Source organism: Streptomyces aureoversilis (assembly GCF_042657885.1).
GTDB lineage: Bacteria > Actinomycetota > Actinomycetes > Streptomycetales > Streptomycetaceae > Streptomyces > Streptomyces aureoversilis.
Window position 1 is genome coordinate 135,718 of record NZ_JBHSKJ010000010.1, and the last position, 19,926, is coordinate 155,643.

At 73.8% G+C, this 19,926-nt stretch carries 16 protein-coding genes; 12 read left to right on the top strand and 4 right to left on the bottom strand.

Annotated features, from left to right (window positions below; all coding sequences use genetic code 11):
* Positions 1 to 105 precede the first annotated feature (105 nt).
* Entirely contained in the window at positions 106 to 855 is a 750-nt protein-coding gene (locus ACFPP6_RS19190; protein ID WP_382043624.1) for a response regulator, read from the bottom strand.
* Positions 856 to 995: 140 nt separating this feature from the next.
* Positions 996 to 2,531, bottom strand: coding sequence for an FAD-binding oxidoreductase (locus ACFPP6_RS19195; protein ID WP_382043626.1), 1,536 nt, complete (start codon positions 2,529 to 2,531; stop codon positions 996 to 998).
* 217 nt (positions 2,532 to 2,748) lie between these two features.
* Between ACFPP6_RS19195 and ACFPP6_RS19200 the strand changes: the two genes are divergently transcribed.
* The 6 genes from ACFPP6_RS19200 to ACFPP6_RS19225 are packed head-to-tail and all read left to right on the top strand — an operon-like array spanning position 2,749 to position 10,566.
* Positions 2,749 to 3,657, top strand: a complete 909-nt coding sequence (locus ACFPP6_RS19200) for a TOMM precursor leader peptide-binding protein (RefSeq protein ID WP_382043628.1) — start codon at positions 2,749 to 2,751, stop codon at positions 3,655 to 3,657.
* An 11-nt stretch (positions 3,658 to 3,668) separates the two neighbouring features.
* Positions 3,669 to 5,297, top strand: coding sequence for a SagB/ThcOx family dehydrogenase (locus ACFPP6_RS19205; RefSeq protein WP_382043631.1), 1,629 nt, complete (start codon positions 3,669 to 3,671; stop codon positions 5,295 to 5,297).
* Complete coding sequence (locus ACFPP6_RS19210; protein ID WP_382043634.1) at positions 5,294 to 7,516, top strand: TOMM precursor leader peptide-binding protein; 2,223 nt, start codon at positions 5,294 to 5,296, stop codon at positions 7,514 to 7,516. The genes ACFPP6_RS19205 and ACFPP6_RS19210 overlap by 4 nt, the downstream gene beginning before the upstream one ends.
* A 9-nt stretch (positions 7,517 to 7,525) precedes the next feature.
* On the top strand, positions 7,526 to 8,287 hold the full coding sequence (locus ACFPP6_RS19215; protein WP_382043637.1) for a DUF5944 family protein: 762 nt from the start codon (positions 7,526 to 7,528) through the stop codon (positions 8,285 to 8,287).
* Positions 8,288 to 8,290: 3 nt separating this feature from the next.
* A complete protein-coding gene (locus tag ACFPP6_RS19220; protein WP_382043640.1) occupies positions 8,291 to 9,448 on the top strand; it encodes a M16 family metallopeptidase in 1,158 nt (385 codons plus the stop codon).
* Positions 9,445 to 10,566, top strand: coding sequence for an insulinase family protein (locus ACFPP6_RS19225; RefSeq protein WP_382043643.1), 1,122 nt, complete (start codon positions 9,445 to 9,447; stop codon positions 10,564 to 10,566). The genes ACFPP6_RS19220 and ACFPP6_RS19225 overlap by 4 nt, the downstream gene beginning before the upstream one ends.
* A 28-nt stretch (positions 10,567 to 10,594) precedes the next feature.
* On the opposite strand, the gene ACFPP6_RS19230 is transcribed toward ACFPP6_RS19225, so the two are convergent.
* Positions 10,595 to 11,077: a helix-turn-helix transcriptional regulator gene (locus ACFPP6_RS19230; protein ID WP_382043646.1), complete on the bottom strand. Its 483-nt coding sequence runs from the start codon at positions 11,075 to 11,077 to the stop codon at positions 10,595 to 10,597.
* 356 nt (positions 11,078 to 11,433) lie between these two features.
* A complete protein-coding gene (locus ACFPP6_RS19235) occupies positions 11,434 to 11,847 on the bottom strand; it encodes a helix-turn-helix domain-containing protein (RefSeq protein ID WP_382043648.1) in 414 nt (137 codons plus the stop codon).
* A gap of 25 nt (positions 11,848 to 11,872) precedes the next feature.
* Between ACFPP6_RS19235 and ACFPP6_RS19240 the strand changes: the two genes are divergently transcribed.
* The 6 genes from ACFPP6_RS19240 (at position 11,873) to ACFPP6_RS19265 (ending at position 19,918) form a co-directional block, all read left to right on the top strand.
* The gene (locus ACFPP6_RS19240; protein WP_382043650.1) at positions 11,873 to 13,117 is read left to right on the top strand and encodes an MFS transporter; all 1,245 of its coding nucleotides are present in this window, start codon (positions 11,873 to 11,875) and stop codon (positions 13,115 to 13,117) included.
* Between the two features lie 127 nt (positions 13,118 to 13,244).
* On the top strand, positions 13,245 to 13,373 hold the full coding sequence (locus tag ACFPP6_RS19245) for a hypothetical protein (protein WP_256790471.1): 129 nt from the start codon (positions 13,245 to 13,247) through the stop codon (positions 13,371 to 13,373).
* Positions 13,374 to 13,459: 86 nt separating this feature from the next.
* A complete protein-coding gene (locus ACFPP6_RS19250) occupies positions 13,460 to 15,220 on the top strand; it encodes an N-acyl-D-amino-acid deacylase family protein (RefSeq protein ID WP_382043653.1) in 1,761 nt (586 codons plus the stop codon).
* Entirely contained in the window at positions 15,217 to 16,230 is a 1,014-nt protein-coding gene (locus ACFPP6_RS19255; protein WP_382043656.1) for an NAD-dependent epimerase/dehydratase family protein, read from the top strand. The genes ACFPP6_RS19250 and ACFPP6_RS19255 overlap by 4 nt, the downstream gene beginning before the upstream one ends.
* A complete protein-coding gene (locus ACFPP6_RS19260; protein WP_382043658.1) occupies positions 16,227 to 18,857 on the top strand; it encodes an aminotransferase class III-fold pyridoxal phosphate-dependent enzyme in 2,631 nt (876 codons plus the stop codon). The genes ACFPP6_RS19255 and ACFPP6_RS19260 overlap by 4 nt, the downstream gene beginning before the upstream one ends.
* On the top strand, positions 18,854 to 19,918 hold the full coding sequence (locus tag ACFPP6_RS19265; protein ID WP_382043661.1) for a 3-oxoacyl-ACP synthase III family protein: 1,065 nt from the start codon (positions 18,854 to 18,856) through the stop codon (positions 19,916 to 19,918). Before ACFPP6_RS19260 ends, ACFPP6_RS19265 begins: the two co-directional genes overlap by 4 nt.
* The last annotated feature ends 8 nt before the right edge of the window (positions 19,919 to 19,926 follow it).

A 19,926-nucleotide genomic window follows, 5' to 3' on the forward strand; every position in this document is an offset into this window, starting at 1 on the left:
CGGGCGCGCGCCCTGCGCGCACGGCACCACGGAGCCTTGTGCGCACGGCGCCACGGAGCCCTGCGCGCACCGCACCGGCCTCGTTCACGACGGGAGCCGTCCGGCTCAGCCCCGGCGGCCGGACTGCTCCCGGCGGTCCCCGGGTTCGCCCGCCGGGCGGTCCGGGCCCGGCTCGGCGGCGGCCCGCCCGGCCTGGGTGGCGAGGACGGCCGCCTGGATGCGGCGCTCGACGCCGAGCTTGGCGAGCAGCCGCGAGATGTGGTTCTTGACCGTCTTCTCGGACAGGAACAGGCTCTTGCCGATCTGACGGTTGGTGAGCCCGTCACCGATCAGCGCGAGGATGTCGCGCTCGCGGGGCGAGAGGTCGGCGAGCCGCTCGTCGCCGGATCCGGTGTCCTCGCCGTCCCCGCGCAGACTGGTCATCAGGCGCGTGGTCGTGGCCGGGTCGAGCATGGACTGGCCGGAGGCGACGGTGCGGATGGCGGAGACGAGGTCGGACCCCTTGATCTGCTTGAGGACGTACCCGGCGGCTCCGGCCATGATCGCGTCCAGGAGGGCGTCGTCGTCGTCGAACGAGGTCAGCATCAGGCAGGCGAGCCCCGGCATCCGCGAGCGCAGCTCGCGGCACACGGTGATGCCGTCGCCGTCCGGTAACCGCACGTCCAGGACGGCGACGTCGGGGCGGAGGGCGGGCCCCCGGGCGAGGGCGTGGTCGACGGTGCCCGCTTCGCCGGCGACCACGATGTCGTCCTCGGCGTCCAGCAGGTCGTGGACACCCCGCCGGACCACCTCGTGGTCGTCCAGGAGGAAGACCCGGATCGGCCTGTCCTGGGAGAACACCTCTGTCTGGTCCACAACCGGCTCCCGTCGACGGTCGGCGCACCGCTGCGCTCCACCGATCATGATCTGCCGGGAGCGGCGTCCACCATGGGCCGAACGGCCCTGAGGGGGACCGGCCGCCCCGCGGCCGGGCGGCCCTCGCCCTCCGGCCACCGTCACCGCCCCTCGGTGCGGGCGGGCGCCGGCTCGATGCCCTGCGGGAAGCGGAAGGCTCCGTGGGGGTCGTACTCGGCCTTGACGGAGGAGAGGCGGGCGTAGTTCTCGGCATAGTAGGCGCGGCGCCAGTCGCGGAGGGACGGGTCGATGAAGTTCTGGTAGGTCTCGCCGTTGGAGTGGGGGTCGACGGCGTGGAAACCGGCGTCGGCCCACTGCTTCGCCGCGATCCTCGCGGCGGTGCCGGCGGGGCCGCGGCCGACCACGCTCAGGTAGTTGATGTCGAAGAGGGTGTCGCGGTGCACGTAGGCCGTGTCGGTGCGGCCCGGGTCGCCCGCGGCGCCGCCCAGGGCCAGGACCTCCAGTTTGTGGGTCTGGCCGGGGACCCGGGCCAGGTCGAAGACCTCCAGGGCCCGTTCCCAGGCGGCGCGGGGCAGCGGCCGGCTGAACATCCGGCCGCGGACCAGGCCGTAGGCGGCCCGGGGTAGCCGGCCCTCGGGGGTGCTGCCGGCGCGGTGGCACTGGGCGGCCGTGAGGGTGCCGCACTTGAAGGCCTCCATCATGAACGACCGGTAGGAAACCCTGTCGACGGAGCTGTCCGCCGGCGGGCCGCAGAGGGAGACCAGGCGGGCGACTTCGGCCGTGAGTTCGGCACCGGTGCCGGTGGACAGCAGGGTCACTCCCGCGAGGGGCGTCCCGCCCGGGGCCGCGTCGACGAGGACGGCCACGGCGGCGCCGCCGATGGTCCGCGGGGCGTCGACCAGCCAGTGGGCGAAGCCGTCCATCATGCCGACGGCATGGTCCCAGGCCCAGGACAGCCGCACCGTCCGTACCGGGCCGACGGCCGCGGGGGTCATGGAGTACGAGGTGACGACGCCGAAATTGCCGCCGCCACCACCCCGCAACGCCCAGTGCAGACCGGGGTGTTCCTCCGGGGAGGCGGTGACGACCCGGCCGTCCGCGAGGACCACCTGCGCCGCGGTGACCCGGTCGCAGGCCAGGCCGAGGGAGCGCGTGAGATAGCCGATGCCGCCGCCCTGGACGAACCCGGCCGCGGCGATCGTCGCCCACGTGCCGCCGGGCAGGGCCAGCCCGTACGGGGCGAGCGCGTCGACGACGTCGACCGCCTGCGCACCCGCGCCGACCCGCACGCTCCGGGGGCCCGCCGTCACCGCGTTGAGCCGCGACACGTCGATGACCAGGCCCGGACTGGTGGAGTACCCGCCGTAGCTGTGGCCGCCGCCGCGCGCCGCGAACGGCACGTCGTGGTCCTGGACGAACGCCAGGCACAGCGCCACGTCGTGCGGGCTCTCGCAAAAGGCGACGGCCCTCGGGGCGACCGCGTCGAACTGGGCGAGGTCGAGTTGCCTGGCCGTCCGGTAGACCGGATCGGAGGGCCGGACGAGGCGGCCGCGCAGGCGCCGGTCCAGCCGCGCCCAGGGCACCTTGCCGGCGTGCGCCGACGACATGCCCGGGGCCAGCAGCGACAGCGCCGCGGTACCGGTGCCGAGAAATCCCCTGCGGCTGAACGTGTCCATGTTGGTGCTCCGTCCTCATCCCGGGAACGAGGCAGCCATTGGACATGCGAACAATGCATTCCCCTACTACGGAATTCCGTAGTACAGTACCGGGGAAATCCGTATTGGGTGGTTATTGTTCCGGGCCTAGGATGGGCCCGTGCCTGATTCCGAGCTTCCCGGACTTTCCGAGCTCTCCGAGCCCTCCGAACCTTCTGAGCTTTCTGAGCTTTCCGCGATGATGGAGAAGGTGGCGGTCGCGGCCGCCGACGTCGATTTCCGGATGCACGGGCCGGAGAAATGCGAGATCGCCGTCGGTCCGCGGACCTACGCGCTGACCGCGGATCCGGCCGCCCTGCAGCCGCTGGCGCATGTGATCACGCAGGTGGTGCCCAGGATGCGCCGCAGCGCTCCGATCCGCCGGCAGCTCTCCGAGGCGGAGGCCCGAAGGCTGTCGCCGTTCGTGCCGCGATTACGGGACATGGGCGTCCTGCTCTTTCCCGGGGAAAACGCGGTCATCGACGACGAGCCCGGCCGGCGGCTCTATTCGTATATCTGCCGCCGCGCCGCCGAACCGGACCGGGTATTCTCCGGAATCCGGGCGAAACGCATTCACATGGCCGGCCCGGAACTCGTCGTCTCCGTATGGAACCGGCTGCTCCGGGAACAGGGCCTGAACCCCGCCGGGCCGGAGCCGGAGGCGGACGCCGCGCTCCGTATCGTCGCCGACTCCGACGAGGCGCGACTCGCGGCGGCGAACCGGACCCTGTGCGCCGACCGCAGGTCATGGCTGCCGGTGCGGTTCGGCGCGCAGCGCGTCCGGATCGGCCCCTGGGTGCGGGCCGGCGAGTCGGGGTGCCTGCGCTGTCACCTTCCCGCACGACCGGAGGAGGAACGCACCCGCGAGCCCGGACCGGCCGCCGGGTGGGCCACCCTGCAACCCGGATGCCTGTACTGGACCGGCGGGCTCGTCGCCCACCTCGCCCTGCGCGCCCTGCTGCCGATGGCCGCGGAGCACCCCTGGGGCCGGGTCACCACCATGGACGCCGCCACCGGGGAACAGACCTCGCTGACCGCCTGGCGCGACCCGTTCTGCCCCGACTGCGCCGGGCACGCGAGCGCATCGCGCGAGTGGGTGGCGCTGTGACGCCCGGGGCGGTGGGCCTGATCGAAGCCATGGGCTTCGCGGTGCGGGAACTCCCGCTGCCCGCCCGTCTCGTGGGGACGGCATTCGCGCTCGTCGGTGCCGGACACCGCGCGGAGCGGCTGGAACAGCCGGGCGCCCCGGTCCCGATGCTCGCCCTGACGGCGGGCCGGGACCTCGATACGGTGCGCTGGCGGCTCGCGGCCCGCGCCGCGGAGCTGCGGCTCGGCCGGGACGGGTACGGCGTGGGTGCCGCACCGGGGCACGCGGACGCCGTGCGCGCCGCGGTCTGCGACGCGGTGGAACGGCGCGACCCCCCTGACACGGCGCGGCGGCTGACGGGCTGGGCCGGTGCGGTGCCGTCGCCGCTGCACCGCGCGCTGGACGCCGAACTCACCTGCTACGCCTTCGACGCCGCGGGCGGGGTGCCGCTGGTTGGTGCGGTGCTCCGGCAGGACGGGCCGCCCCGGGAGATCCGCGCCCTCGGTTGCGGTCCGACGGCCCGCGGTGCGCTGGCCCGGGCCCTGGACGGCATCCTCACCCGGGCCGCCGCCGACGCGTGGTCCGAACCGGCCCCGGCCCCGGCCGTCGGCGGGGACATCGGCCTCGACCAGGTCGGGGAGGTCCCGGAGGCGGAGTTCGGGCGCCGGGCCGGCGCCGTCGTACGGACGGTGCTCGACGGAGACGGCGGAGCCGTCGTCCAGTGCCGCATCGCCGGAGACGCCGGGAAGAGCGAAGGGATGGGGAAAGCCGTAGACGCTGAGGAACCGACGGAGCCGGCGGGTTCGGCAGGTTCGGCGGGGTCGTGGGCCGAGCCCTGCTTCACCGGCCGCGCGGCACCCGCCGACCTGTCCCTCGCCTGCGACCGCGAACGGGTCAGGATCTCCCGCACCTTCCACGAGAACTCGAAGATCCGCTCCGCCTTCCGCACGCTCCCGCCGGTGGACGTCGACCGACTGCACCCCGGCACCAGGCGCGCCCTGGCACGGCCCTACCGGGACTACGGCCGGACCAGGACCGAGCATCCCCTGCCCACGGCCGCGGGCCGCGACCTGCTGCCCCTCGACGCGGCGGTCCGCCGCCGCCGCTCGGCGGCGCCCATGGGCCGGGGCCCGCTCCCGTCGGCGGACCTCGCACGGATCCTGGACCTCTCCGCGGGGATCACCGGGACCGCGCACACGCCCGACGGTGTCCGCCTGCCGCTGCGCGCCACCCCGACCGCGGGCGGCCTGTGCTCGGGCGACCTGTTCGTCCTGGCCCACCGCGTCGAGGCCGTGACCCCGGGCGTCCACTACTTCCACCCCGGCCGGCGCGTTCTCCAACTGGTCAACGCCGACTACGACTTCGACGAGGTCGCCGCGCACACCGGCTACCCCGGCCGGGTGGCCGGGGCGGCGGCGATCGTCCTGCACGTCGCGGCCTTCCGGCGCAACCAGTGGAAGTACTGGGAGCGCGGCTACCGCATGGCGCTGCTCGAATGCGGCCACCTCGCCCAGAGCGTGGTGACCGCGGCCGCGGCGCTCGGCCTCGTGGCCCACCCGCTCATCGGCTTCGTCGACGACCACTTCAACCGGTTGGCGGGCGTGAACGGCACCGACGACGCCGTCGTCTACCTGACCCTCCTGGGAGAGGCCGCCTCGTGATAGATCAGGACAGCGTCCTCCGGGCCGCCCCCGGCATGCGCCTGCACGTCCTGGACGACCGCAACGGCTTCGTGGAGTCGCCCCGCGGAGTCCACAGGCTGCAGGGGACCGGACTGCGCCTGCTCGCCGAGCAGGTCCTGCCCCGGCTCGGCAGCCCGGCCCGCGCCGACGACATCGTCGTGGCCCTCGAAGCCACGCTGCCGCGCCCCCGCGCACTGGAACTGCTCGAAAGCCTCCGCAGCCAGGGGATCATCGAGTGCGCCCCGCAGGAGCCGCACGGGGCACAGGAGCCGCAGCGCACCGCCCGGCAGCACATCGCAGTGCTGGGGCCCGCCGCCCTCACGCACGACCTCGTGGCGGTGCTGCGCCGGACACCGCGGACCGAGGTGCACGACCTCGGCGAGCCCGCGGAGCCGACGGCCGGCCTCCTCCTCGGCACGGCCGCCTCCCTGGTGGTCGCGGCGACCGCCTCGCTCTTCGACGCGCGGGCCGGCACGGTCAACGAACTCTGCGTCCAGCAGGGCCTGGACTGCCTGTTCTACGGCCTCATGCACGGCGGAACCGCCTTCGCCGGCCCGCTGTGGACCCCGGACCGGACGGTCGCCTGCTACGAGTGCCTGCGCACCCGCATCTTCGCCAACTCCGTCCACGGGCCGGTCTGGCGCTCCTACACCGCCTCCCTCGCCGAGTCCGGGGCGCCCGCGGTCCAGCAGCAGGTGCCGCCGTGGAGGGCCGCCCGGCTGGCCGCGGCGGTGGGCCGGCGCGCGGCGGACCGGCCGGGCCGCCCCGGCGGCGACCCGGGCGGAGACCTGTTCTGGCTGGACGAGGACGGCGGCGAGACCCGCCGTGTCCTGCTCCCGGTTCCCACCTGCCGGGTGTGCGGCGACCGGCAGCGCTCGGCCGCCCCCGGACCCGAGGAGGCGGCTCCACCGGCGGAGCTGACCGCGGCCGTCGACGACCGGGTGGGCGTCGTCCACGCGGTGAACCTGCGGCGGGCCGAGAGCGGCCCCCAGATCTACCTCGCCGGGAGCACCTCGCCGGACCACTCGCTGATCCGGCCGAACCTCGGGGTGGTCCGCAACGGCGGCGCCGGCTTCACCAAGAAGGAGGCGCTCCACGCCGCGATCGGCGAGTCCCTCGAACGCTACGCCGCCGGCCTGTTCCGGTCCGCCGAGCTCCGGACGGCGTCGTGGGCCGAGCTCACCCGGTCCGGCGAGACCGCCGTCGCGCCACAGGCCTTCGGGCTGTTCTCCGCCGAGCAGTACGCCTCGCCCGGCTTCCCGTTCGCTCCCTTCACCGAGGACACGACCGTCCGCTGGGTCCGCGCGACGCGCCGGCCGGACGGCGAGCCCTGCTGGGTGCCCGCCTCCCAGGTGTTCCTCTACTACCGCCGGTCGAAGGAGGAGACGCCGATCGCACCGTCGATCTCGACCGGCCTGGCGGCCGGGCCGACCGTCGCCGACGCGGTGCTCGGCGGGCTCTGCGAGATCATCGAGCGGGACGCGCTGGCGGTGTCCTGGCTGCACCGCCTCCCGCCCCGGCCGGTCCCCGAGGACGTGATCGCGGCGTCCCCGCGGGTGAGCTACCACCTGACCAAGGCCGAGTCCTGGCGTGTCCGCTTCTACGACCTGTCCCTGGACCTCGCTCCGCCCGTCGTCGTCGCGGTGATGGACGGCCGGGGCGGTGCCGAGCCCGTCCTGTCGTTCGGCGCCGCGTGCCGGACCTCCCTGGTGCCCGCCGTCGAGAAGGCCTTCCTGGAGGCCGCGCAGGGCCTCACCTACGTGCGGCGGCTCGTCAAGGAGTACGAGGGCTTCGAGGCCGCGCCCGACTTCGGCAACGTCGACGAGTTCAACAAGCACGCGATCCTCTACACCCGCCATCCCGCACTGCGCCGCCGGGCCGGATACCTGGTCCACCCCGACACCCCGCCGGCCTGCGACCGGCCCGCCCGGCTGCAGGCCGGAACCGGTGCCGCGTCCGCGGACGCCGTCGTCGCGGAGCTCGCCGCCGCCGGGCTCCGGACCTACGTCGTCGACCTGACAACCCCCGACACCCGGCGGGCGGGGGTCCGCGTCGTCCGCGTCCTGGTGCCGGGCATGCAACACCTGTCGGGCGCGCACCGCTTCCGGATGCTGGGCAACCCCCGCCTGCACGACGTCGTGCGGACGCTGGGCGCCGACTCCGCACCGGACAACCCCTACCCCCACCCGCTCCCTTAGGAAGATCCCATGGCAGCGTCCTTCGTCGCGTTCCCCTCGTTGTCGATGGTCCGCAAGGAGGACTTCGCGGACACCTCCCTGATCCCCGAGGCCTACCGGCGGCACATCGTGAGCCGCTGCCTGCCCCCGGAGCGGTCGCCGGTGCACTGCTCCTTCTCCGCCGAGCCGGTCGGAGACGGCATCAGGCTCCGGTTCTCCAGCAGGGTCGACAACCTCGGCGAACCGGCCATGCTCACCCACAAGTTCTTCTTCGTCGACCGCGACGAGACCCGCGAGCGCTTCCACGCGGTGACTCCGGACGAGCCCGAGGTCACCACGGACATGCTCATCCTCTTCGCGGGATTCGACCGCGACTACTGCCACGCCTCGGTGTACGACGCCGAGAACCGGCTGCTGGCGGTGCACGCCGTCGTCTTCGACCGGGCCGGCCGCACCGTCCCCTACCCGTTCACGCAGCGCTACGTCTCCCCGCTCGGCCTCGGCCGGGCCGACCTGGAGGAGACCGTGGACGACGCCGGACGCCGGACGCTCCGCTTCTCCGTCGGGCTGACCGGTCTCACCGAGCCCACCCCGGTCGTCCTCGCCTGGCAGGGCATCGGCCGGATCGTCCGCGAGGAACTGTCGTGCACGCCGGACCGGCCGGAAGCGCACTACGACGTCCCGCTCGACGACAACCCGCTGCTCGCCTGCGGCGACTGGGTCGTCATCGCGGTGGACGAGCAGGACCGCTTCCTGGCCCAGACCCTGGTGACCCTGCAGTCCGCGGAGTGACCGGTGGAACCGACGCACACCCGCGTGCTGCCCAACGGCATCCGGCTGGTCGCCGTCCGCCGCACCGGCACACCGCTCGCCGCCGTCCTGCTGCGGGTGGGGGTGGGCAGCGCCGACGAAGAACCCGACGAGGAGGGCCTGGCGCACGTGCTCGAACACATGGTCGTCCGGTGCGCCATGGGCGGCGGCCGGGTCGGCGACGGCGCGCTGGTGACGGCCCGCACCGGCAAGGAGGCCACCGTCTACAGCGCGGTGGTGCGCCGGGCGGACGCCGTCCCCGCGGTCGCCGCCCTCGGCCCGGTCCTCGGCGACCTGGACGTACCGCGCGAGGACCTCGCCGCGGAGCTGACCGCCATCCGGGAGGAACGCGCCCAGCGCTCGGCCGACCCCGCCCGGCGGCTGCAGGAGTCGCTGATGGGCGCGCTGTGGCCGGGCACCCGCTGCGCCCACCCGGTGCTGGGCGACCCGCGGGTGGTCGACGCCCTCACGCCGCAGCGGGTGCGTCACTTCCACCACAGGTGGTACCGCCCCGCCGGGGCGACCCTCGTGGTCGTGGCGGACGGGTTGGACGAGCTGCTGCCGCCGATCGCGGCGACGGCGTCGGCCTGGGGGCACGGCCACCCGTCCCCGGCGGATCCGGCCGTGACGCAGGGTCAGGTGTCGGGGGCGGCCTATGCCGGGCGGGAACGGGCCTCGCGCCTCGCCGAGCGTCCCGCCGCGGGCGCGGTCGCCGTGACGCGCGGGTCGGCGTCCGGGATCGCCTTCGCCCGGCCGGGAGGCGACTCCGCGGCTGCCGTCCTCGCCTGCGACGCGGTCAAGGCGGCGACCGGGCTCGTCCTGCACACCCTGCCGCTGCGGGACCGGCTGTGCACCTGGGCCATGGTCAGAGCGTCCGGTCCCGCGGCGGCGGGCGACGCGGTGCGGGCCGCGCTGAACGCCGCCCACGCGCGCATCGCCCGGCTGGACGGAGCGGCGTGGCTGCGGACGGAGGTGCTCATTCCGCGCCTGCGCACGGAAGACGACGTCGAGACACTCGCGACCCGGGCCGCCGACCCGCGGACCGCCGTCGGCACGGACGAGCTGGCGGCGTGCCCGGCCGGGGCGGTGGGCGACCTGCTGGCGGAGTGGCGGCGGTGGTTCGGTGCGGAGCGTGCGGCGTGACCGGTCAGGTGACGCCGGGCGTCCTGCTCGCCTTCCCCGCCACCGCACGGAGCCCGGTCGCCGCGGCGACCGTCGCGGTGCCGCTCGCCGGGGTCTCGCGGCCGGCCGTGCTCGTCGCGCCCCTGGCGGCGGCGGGATGGGCCCGGGCCGTGGCCGCCGCCGCGCGTGCGGACGGCGTGGACTGCCGGGTGGAGCCGGTGGTGAGCGCCGACCTGGCCGGGGTCACCGCCGAAGTCGTGGGCGCCGACCGTGCCGCGCTCCGCGCGCTTCCGGAGTGGTTCCGGCAGGCGCACCCGGCGCCGGAGCCCGGAGTCGTGGACCGGCTGCGCGCCGAGTGCCTGACCCGGCTGTCCTCGCCGCGTGAGCGCGGCTCCGACGACGTGCGGCGCGTACTGTTCGGCAGCCGTCACCGCTACGGGATCGTCCACGGGGAACGCGTCCGCGCCGTGCAGGCAGCCGGTGACCGGGAGCTTCGCGCGGCGGCCGACGAACTGCTCGCGGAGCGCCCGGCGGCACCCGCCGGGGACGGCGCGTCCGCCGCCACCGCCCGGTTCCCCCGCGGCGAGCGCAGGTCGGCCGGCATCGCGGGGGACGGCGCCTGTTGTCTCCTCGGTACGCCGGGCGTGCCGCTCGGCTCGGCGGAGAAGTTCCCGCTGCACGTCGCCTGGGCGCTGCTCGGCGGCAGGGAGGGACTGCTCGACCGGCGGCTGCGGCGGGAGAGGGGGCTGACCTATTCGCTGGCGGCCTTCAGCCGGGAACTCGCCGAGGGCGGTTACGGGATGTGCTTCGCCGCCTGCCGCCCCGAGGCGCTGGACGAGGTGGCCGGATGCGTGGCGGAGACCTTGGACGGGCTGGGCTGTGACGTCGTCGCCCCGGACCTGCTGCGGTCGGCGAAGGAACGGCTGGTCGTCCAGTGGCACAGGGCCGGGCAGGCCGAGCGCGGCCGGGCCGAACGGATCGCGGGCTACGCGGCCGCCGGGCTCGGCCCCGCCGACTTCGCCGCCTATCCCGCGGGCATCGCCGCCGTGACGGCCGAGGACGTGCGGGCCGCGGCCGCGGCCTTCCTGCGCCCGGTCGCGTCGCTGGAGCTCAGGATGGTGCCGGCAGCCGGGCGGTGACGGATCACGGCCCGGCCGCCGCGGCCGGTCAGGCGAGCCCGAGGGCGGAGGCCCGCTCGACGGCCTCCAGGCGGCTGCGGGCCCCGAACTTCGCGAGCAGGTGGCGCACGTGGTACTCGACGGTGTTCTCGGTGACGTGCAGGGCGTGGGCGATGTCCTGGTTGCGCAGACCGCGCCGGAGCAGGTCGAGCACCTCGTGTTCGCGCTGGGTCAGGTGCGGCGTCGGTCCAGCGGATCGTTCCTGCAGGACCTGGAAGATGCTGCGGTCGGTGACGTTGATCCCGAGGTCCCGGGCCGACCGGATCGCCTCGGCCATCCGGTCGAGCCCGACGGTGTCCTCCAGATAGACCCGGCAGCCGCGGCGCAGCCAGCGCTCGCACCGCCGCCAGTCACGGCGCGGGCCCAGGATCGCCAGGTTCAGGTCCTCGCGGACGGCCTTCGCACGACCGAACGCGCGGTGAATCTCACTGTCGTCGATTTTCTCCCCCACGAGCATCCAATCGGCCTGCACCGAATGAATGGTCGGGGCCAGCAGGTCGGAATCCGAGCAGGGGTGAATTTCGACGTTCTCATGCTGGATGGTGGTCGGAGGTAATCGTGCCGCGGCTTCCCACCAGCCTAAGAGGACGACGGTACAGTCCTGCTGGTCCAGAGTCGCAAGGCGTGAATGAGACACATCAATCGTCATAGTCCCGTCCGATGCGGAAAGTTGGGGACTTGAGCATTGGCCAGACTCGATCGGACATCGATGTAAACACACGATGTGTGGCAGCTGTCAAGGTTTTGTGCGATCGATGCCGGATTTTTTCCCTTGGTGTCCGGGATTCCGTTAATCCGCACTGGGGAAATCCGTGGGAACCCGCACCCTCAGAGCGTTTCCCCGGGGCTCGCGGCCTGCCGCTCCGCGAGGGCTTTTCTGATCATCCTCAGCTCGTCCCGCACGTCCTCCAGGGCGTCGGCGATGCGGTCGAGCGGGGCCGGGGCGGCTTCGGGGGAGGGGGGTGCGGTGGGCGCGGGGGCGCTGTCGTCGCCGCTCGCGGGCACCACGTATCCGGCGAGGCCCATGAGCTCCCAGTAGTCCAGGCCGAGCACCTGCGACAAACGGTGCAGCACGCGCGGCGACGGCGTGCCGACGTAGCCGTTCTCCAGCTTGAACAGATAGCCGGAGGAGATCTCCGCCTGGGCGGACGCCGTCTGCGTCGACAGGTTCCGCGTCTCCCGTGCTGCCCTGATGCGGTCCCCCATGAGCCGGGTCGGCCGGGGTGGCTGTTGCTTGGTCACATTCACTATGGTAGTCAGATTCACTATGGAGTTCAATCGCAAGGAGCCGGTCCGCGGCACCGGGCAGCCGGCCCGCAGTACCGCGGCGCTGACCGTCGCCTCCCTGGGGCTGGCCACCGACGCCCTGGTGTACGGCATGGCGGTGCCCGTGCTCCCGAAACTCGCCTCCGAACACGGCACCCGCCCGCTCGGCGTCGGGCTGATGTTCGCCGTCTACGCCGGTGCGCTGGTGGCCGCCACGCCCGCCGCCGGGTTATGGGTGGACCGCCAGGGCAACCGCAGGCCGCTGCTGGCCGGGGTGGCCGGCCTGGTCGCGGCCACCGTGCTGTTCGCGTTCGTCCGCGACCCCGCGCTGCTCATCGTGGCCAGGGCGCTGCAGGGCGCGGCCGCGGGCGTGGTCTGGACGGCGGGCCTGGCGCTCGTGGCGGCCACGCACTCCCCGCAGGAGCGGGGGAAGGCGATGGGCGTCGCCCTGTCGTCGTTCGCGGTCGGCACGCTCGTCGGACCGCCCCTGGGCGGCCTGCTGGCCGACTGGCTGGACCCCCGCGCGCCCTTCCTGCTCGCCGCCGCGATCGCGCTGGCCGACGGCGTCGCCCGCTGGTTCCTGGTGCCGCCGGACACCGTCCGCGAGCGGCGCGGCAGGCTCGCGGAGATCCGCGGCCGGCACGGCCTGGTCCAGGTCGTGGTGCTCACCGCGACGGGCGCCGCGCTGATCGCCTTCCTGGAGCCCGTCCTGCCGCTGCACCTGTTCACTACGGAGAATGCAGGTCCCGGGGCGGTCGGCGTGGTCTTCGGCGTGGCGGGCGTCGCCGCCGCCGTGGCGCCCCCGCTCGCCGGGGCCGCCCTGCGCCGGGTGGCGCCGGGGCCGGTCGCGGCGACGGGCTGCCTGCTGGCCGCCGTGGCGATGCTCGCGCTCGGCGGGCTGCACGGCGTGGTGCCGATCGCCGCCGGGCTGGCCGTGGTGACGATCGGCGCGTCGCTGGTCCTCACCCCGACCGTCACCGTCATGTCGGAGATCGCCGAGGCGCGGCAGCCCCCGGCGTACGGATCCGTGTACGCCCTCTACACGCTCGCCTACACGGGCGGGCTCACCGTGGCTCCGCTGGGCGCCGGGTGGAGCATGCAGTCCCTGGGCTTCGACGGTGCCACCCGGGTGGCGGCCGGCGTGGCGGTCGCCGTGGCCGCGCTGCTCCTGTGGCGGAGCCGGCGCCGCCCGGCCCGTCCCCCGGCGGGCACGGAAACACCATCTGGAATTCACGAATCCACCTGACTCTTCCCGGCCGCCCCGGTTTCGCGGTGTCTTAACTACGGAATTCCGTGGCGTGAAAAATATGCGCGCCCTCGTAGGGTCGTGAACGACAGTCCGCCCCAGTGCGGATTAACGAGGGGAGAGCAAGATGTCCGAAATCGAGATCACCGTCGTCGAAGAGCGGGTTTCCAGCCTCGAGGCCATTGGTATGGACGAAGGCTGCAGCAGCAGCTCCTCGAGCAGCTCGCTGGACATCTCGGACGTCGACTTCGAGTAGTAGCGGGAGTCACACGCGTCAGCGGTCCGTGGCATCCGCCGCGGGCCGCACCCTTTGCGGCCGGAAACGTAACCCCCCGGAGAGGCATGCCCACATCATTCGACGTCGTCGTGAGGAACGGACGCTGGTTCGACGGCACGGGAGCGGCGTCCGCCGTACGGGACCTGGGAATCCGCGACGGCGAGGTGGCGGCCGTCTCGGCCCGCCCGCTGCCCGTCGAAGGCTGCCGGCAGGTGCTCGACGCCACCGGGTGCTGGGTCCTCCCCGGCTTCCTCGACATCCACACCCACTATGACGCCGAGGTGCTGCTCGACCCCGGGCTGCGCGAGTCCGTACGGCACGGCGTCACCACCGTCGTCATGGGGAACTGCTCCCTGTCGACCGTCCACGCCACACCGCTGGACTGCGCGGACCTGTTCGCCCGGGTCGAAGCCGTGCCGCGCCGGTGCATCCTCGACGCGCTCACCGCGCACAAGACCTGGAGCACGGCCGAGGAGTACGTCGCCGCGCTGGAGAAGCGGCCGCTCGGCCCCAACGTCGCGGCCTTCCTCGGCCACTCGGACCTGCGCGCCCACGTCATGGGCCTGGCCCGGGCCGTCGACCCCCGCACGCGCCCCACCGAGCGGGAACTGCGGCGCATGGAGGAGCTCCTCGCCGCGGCACGCACGGCGGGACTGGTCGGACTGTCCACCATGACCAGCCCGTTCTCCCGGCTCGCGGGCGACCGCCACCGGTCGGCCCGGCTGCCCTCCACCTACGCCGGCTGGCACGAGTACCGCCGCCTGCACCGGACGCTGCGCCGCACCGGCGGCATCCTGCAGAGCGCGCCGAACCCGGCCATGCCGCTGAACACGCTGCTGTTCCTCGCCGCCAGTTCGGCCCCCGCCCGGGCCCCGCTCAAGACCACGCTGCTGACCGCGATCGACCCGAAGGCCGCTCCCGGGCTGGCCGGCGTGCTGACGCGGACCGCCGCGCTGGCGGGCCGTGCGCTCGGCGCGGACCTGCGCTGGCAGCACCTGCCGGTGCCGTTCGAGCTCTACTCCGACGGGATCGACCTGGTGGTGTTCGAGGAGTTCGGCGCCACCGCCGCCGCACTGCACCTGCGGACCGAGGCCGAGCGCCGCAGGCTGCTGCTGGACGGCGGCTTCCGGCAGCGGTTCCGCCGCGAGTACCGGCGCCGGCTGCCGCCGCGCGCCTGGCACCGGGACCTGTACGACGCCGAGATCGTGGCCTGCCCGGAACCGGGACTGACGGGCCGCAGCTTCGGGCGGATCGCGGACGACCGCGGCGACCACCCCGTGGACACCTTCCTCGACCTCGTCGCCGAGCACGGCACCCGGCTGCGCTGGCGGACCACGATCGCCAACCACCGGCCCGCGGTGCTCGACCGGCTGGCCGCCGACCCCTTCGTGCAGTTCGGCTTCGCGGACTCCGGCGCGCACCTGCGGAACATGGCCTTCTACAACGCCCCGCTCCGGCTGCTGAAACGGGTCCGGGACGCCGAACGCGCCGGCCGCCCGTTCCTGCGGCCGGAACGCGCCGTGCACCGCCTGACCGGTGAACTCGCCTCCTGGTTCGGCCTGGCGGCGGGCACCCTGCGCGAAGGCGACCGGGCGGACCTCGTCGTGGTCGACCCCGCGGGACTGGACGACACGGTGGACGCGTACCACGAAGCCCCTACGGATGCCTACGGAGGCCTGTCCCGGATGGTCAACCGCAATGACGCCGCCGTCCCCGCCGTCTGCGTCGCGGGCGAAGTGGTCTGCCGGCACGGCCGGTTCGCCGACGGCTACGGAAGCGCCCGGACCACCGGGCGGTTCCTCCGGCACGGCGGGAGCGCGCGATGAAGGTCCTGGTCACCGGAGGCGGCGGCTTCCTCGGCGGGGCCGTGTGCGCGCAACTCGTCGCGCGCGGCGACACCGTGCGCTCCTTCGGGCGCTCCCCGCGGCGCGCGCTCGCCCGGCTCGGCGTGGAGGAGCACCTCGGGGACCTGCGCGACGCGGACGCCGTCGCCAAGGCCGTGGACGGCCGGGACGCGGTGATCCACTGCGCCGCGAAGGCCGGGGTGTGGGGTCCCGCCCGGGACTACGTCGCCGTCAACCTGACGGGCACCGCCAACGTGGTGACGGCCTGCCGCGCCAAGGGCGTGGGGGCCCTGGTCCTCTCGTCCAGCCCGGCCGTGGTCCACGATCGCGCGGACCTGGAGGGCGCGGACGAGTCACTGCCGTACGCGACCCGCTTCCTCGCGCCGTACCCGCGCAGCAAGGCCCTCGCCGAACAGCTGGTCCTGCGCGCCGACTCCGCGGACCTCGCGACGGTGGCCCTGCGGCCCCACATCATCTGGGGTCCCGGCGATCCGCACTTCCTCCCCCGGCTGGCCGAGCAGGCACGGCGCGGCAGGCTGCGCCGGATAGGCAAGGCCACCAAGAAGATCGACACGGTCTACATCGACAACGCCGCCGAGGCCCATGTGCTCGCGCTGGACAGACTGAAGCCGGGCGCTCCTGCGGCCGGGCGGGCGTACTTCATCACCCAGGACGACCCCCGCCCGGTCGGCGAGACCATCGACCTGCTGCTGGGCGCGGCCGGCGCCGGCCCGGTCACCCGGGAGCTGCCCGCCTGGGCCTGCCGCGTCCTCGCCGCCGGGCTGGAGTCCGGCGGACGGGCCCTGGGCACCGGCGAGCCGCCGCTGACCCGGTTCCTGGTGAACCAGCTCACCACGGCCCACTGGTTCGACATCACCGCCGCCAAGCGGGACCTCGGCTACATCCCGCGCGTCGGCATGGAGGAAGGGCTGCGCCGTCTCCGCGCGGCGTACGAGGCGCAGGCCGGGCGGCCGGAAGAGGAGGCGTGGTGAAGGCCGCCGTACAGGCTGTCCTGGAAAGCTGCCGCGTGGCCTGGTGGACGGCGGTGCTGGCGGCCGGCCTCTGCCTCGGCCGGCGCGACCGGGCGCGGGCCTCCCGGCTGCTGCGCGCCTACCTGCTCCGCATGGGCCCCCTCTACATCAAGGCCGGCCAGGTGCTCGGCACCCAGTCGGGGCTGCTTCCCCGTCAGGTGACCGACGAGTTCCGGACGTTCTTCGACCAGCTGCCCCCGATGCGCGAGGCGGCGCTGGAGAAGGTGCTGCGGCGCGGCCTGGGCCGCCCGCCCGAGGAGGTGTTCGAGGCCTTCGACCGGCGCCCGGTGGCCGCCGGCTCGGTGGCGCAGGTGCACCGCGCCGTCGCCGGCGGGCGCCCGCTGGCGGTGAAGGTCGTGAAGGCCGGGGTCCGCGGCAGACTGGAGGCCGGCGCGGCGGTGATCGGCCGCCTGCTCGCCGTCGCCCACCTGCTGCCCCGGTTGCGCGGATACGACCTGCCGGGGCACTTCCGCGAGCTGCGCCCGCTGCTGACCGGGCAGTGCGACATGGAGGCCGAAGCGGCCCGGCAGCGCGAGGTCGCCGAGAACTTCCGCAACCACCCCTTCGTCCGGGTGCCCCAGGTGCACGAGGCGCTGTGCGGTCCGGACGTCCTGGTGATGGAGTACGTCGACGGGATCCCCGGCCACGACGCCGGCGCCGTCCCGGTCAGCCGCCGCGAACTGGCCGCCAGGCTCCAGGACGCCTTCTACTGCATGGTCTACTTCCACGGCCGGTTCCACGTGGACCCGCACCCGGGCAACATCGTCTTCACCCCGGACGGCCGGATCACCCTCCTCGACTTCGGCCTGGTCGGGCACCTCTCCGAGGACGACAAGTGGAACCTGGCCTCGTTCTACTACGCCTGCATCCGCAAGGAGTGGGCGCTGGCCGGACGCCGCTTCACCCGCGCCTTCGCGGTGCGCCCCGAAACGCTCGGTCACGCGGCCTACGAGGAGGAGCTCGGCGCCATCCTGCGCCGCCACTTCGAGGAACAGGCCTCCCACTGGTCCACGCTGGCCTTCCTCGACGACGCGATCCGGCTGCTCGGCCGTCATGGCACCCGGATCACGACGACGTTCTCCGTCCTCGCGCTCTCGCTGCTCACCGGCGAGGGCTTCATCTCCGAGGTCGACCCGGACATCGACCTGTGGGCGACCACCCGCCGCTTCACCGACCGGTTCGCCCCCTACCTCAACGAGGGACTGCGCGACACCTTCCAGCGCGAGATCGGCGAGCGCGCCCCGCGGACGCAGGCGCTGCGCGAGGAGGCCGCGCGGCACCTGGTCGCCCCCACGCACTTCGACCGGTTCGTGCTGCCCAGCGCCTTCCCGCTGGCGGTCGCGCAGGCCCGGGGCTCACGCCTGCGCGACCTGGACGGCAACGAGTACGTCGACCTGTCCGGCGGGTACGGGCCGCACATCCTGGGGTACGCCCACCCGGCCGTGGTGGCGGCGATCCAGGAGGCGGCCGCCCGCGGCGCCGTCAACGCCGTCGGCAACCCGGACGAGGTGCGGCTGGCCGCGCTGATCGCCGCCGCGTTCGGCCAGGACCACAAGGTCGTCCTGAGCAACTCGGGAACCGAGGCGGTGCAGATCGCGCTGCGGATCGCCCGCGCCCGCACCGGCCGACAGCGGGTCGCGAAGTTCGAGGGGCACTACCACGGCTTCTCCGACCAGGGCCTGGTCAGCTCGTGGTTCCGCTACCGCGGCGACCCCCGCGCCCCCGAACCCGTGGGGAACTCGGCGGGCATGCAGGACGCGGTGGTGGCGGAGACCCTCGTCCTGCAGTACGGCGAGGAGGAATCGCTGCGGCGGATCGCCGCGCACGCGGACGAGCTGGCCTGCGTCGTCCTCGAACCGATGCCGTCCGCGCTGGGCGACTTCGACCCGGTGTTCCTGCGGCGGCTGGCCGCGGTGTGCGCCGAGGCCGGCGTCCTGGTCGTCTACGACGAGGTGGTGACCGGGTTCCGGGTGCACTACGGCGGGGTCCAGCACCTCGCCGGGACGGCCCCGGACCTCACCTGCCTCGGCAAGATCATCGGTGGTGGGCTGCCGGCCGGGGCCGTCGTGGGCCGCGCGGAGGTCATCGACACCGCCCGGACCAGCGGGGACCCCTTCCGCGACGTGGACAGCCGGGCGTTCGCCGGCGGCACCATGAGCGGCAACTCCATCACCGCCGCCGCGGGCGCGGCCACGCTGCTCGAGCTCCGCGACCGCCCGCAGATCTACAGCCGGCTGAGCGACCGGACCGCCTGGCTGGTCGCGGACCTCACCGCGCAGGCCGGCGACTGCGGCGTGCCCTGCAGGGTCAAGGGCCGCAACTCCGTCTTCTCGGTCGCGTTCGACCACGCGACGCCCCGCCTGGTGCGGGACCGGCTGGCGGGCCTGGACGTCACGGCCACCCTGGCCTTCGCCTACCACATGCGCCGCTACGGCGTCCATCTGCCGGAACTCCACACGATGATGCTGAGCGCCGCCCATTCCGACGGCGACCTCGAGCAGGTCTCCGAGGCGTTCGGAAAGAGCGTCCGGGAAATGCTGTCGACCGGTTTCTTCGTGCGCACCGGGACTGAGGGGGGAACGGTATGAAATTCCTGGCGATCGAGCACAGCTTTCCGAGCCGCCGGGTCACCAACGACCACGTGCTGAAGAAAGTGAGGGAGGCCAATTCCGCCCATCTGACCGCGGCGGAGCTCGCGACGGTCGAGGAGCTGGTCCGGGCGTGCTTCGCCTCCAGCGGCACCACGGTGCGCTACCACCGGGCCGCGGGCGAGAGCGCGAGCGAGCTGGCCACGGACGCCGGGCGCAGGGCCCTGGACGCCTCGGGCCTCGACGCCCTCGACATCGACCTGCTGCTGTACGTCGGGATAGGCCGCGGCGTCGCCGAACCCGCCTCGGCGACCACCTTCCAGGACCTGCTCGGCCTGCGCCGCGCCACCGCCTTCGACATCCTCGACGCCTGCGCCAGCTGGATCCGCGCACTGCACGTCGCGGACGCCTTCCTGCGCACCGGCGCCTACCGCAACATCATGATCGTCAACGCCGAGTGCAACGCGAGCGACATCTACCGCTACGAGCTCCGGTCGCTCGAGGAATTCGCCCACTGGCACCCGACCCTGACCATCGGCGAAGCGGCCACCGCCACGATCCTCACCGCGCACCGGGGCGGCGCGGACGAGGAGGAAGGATTCGAGGCCAGCTTTCGCACGTGGGGCGAGAAACGCGACCTGTGTTTCGTGCCGATGGCCAATTTCGACGCCTACTTCGGCAAGGAGGTCGACGTCGCCGGCACGCTGCGGCCCCTGCAGTTCGTCTCGTTCGGGCTGAGCCTGATGGAGTTCGGCACCCGGAAGCTGGTCGAGCACTACCGGGACCTGCCGCAGTTCGAGGAGTTCAAGGCCGACCTGGTCTTCGGCCACTCCGCCAGCGACGGGGCCGGCCGGCACGTCGTGGAGGCCTGCGGGATCGATGCGGACAAGTACCGCTTCGACCACCGGCACCACGCCAACACCGTCTCCGCCTCGGTGCCGGTCAGCATGTCCGAGGCCCTGAAGGGCGGGGAGCTGGCCGAGGGCGACCGCGTGCTGCTGATGGCGGCCTCGGCAGGAGTCACCACCGCACTGGCGAAGTTCACCTACCACGGACGATGAGGGGGACC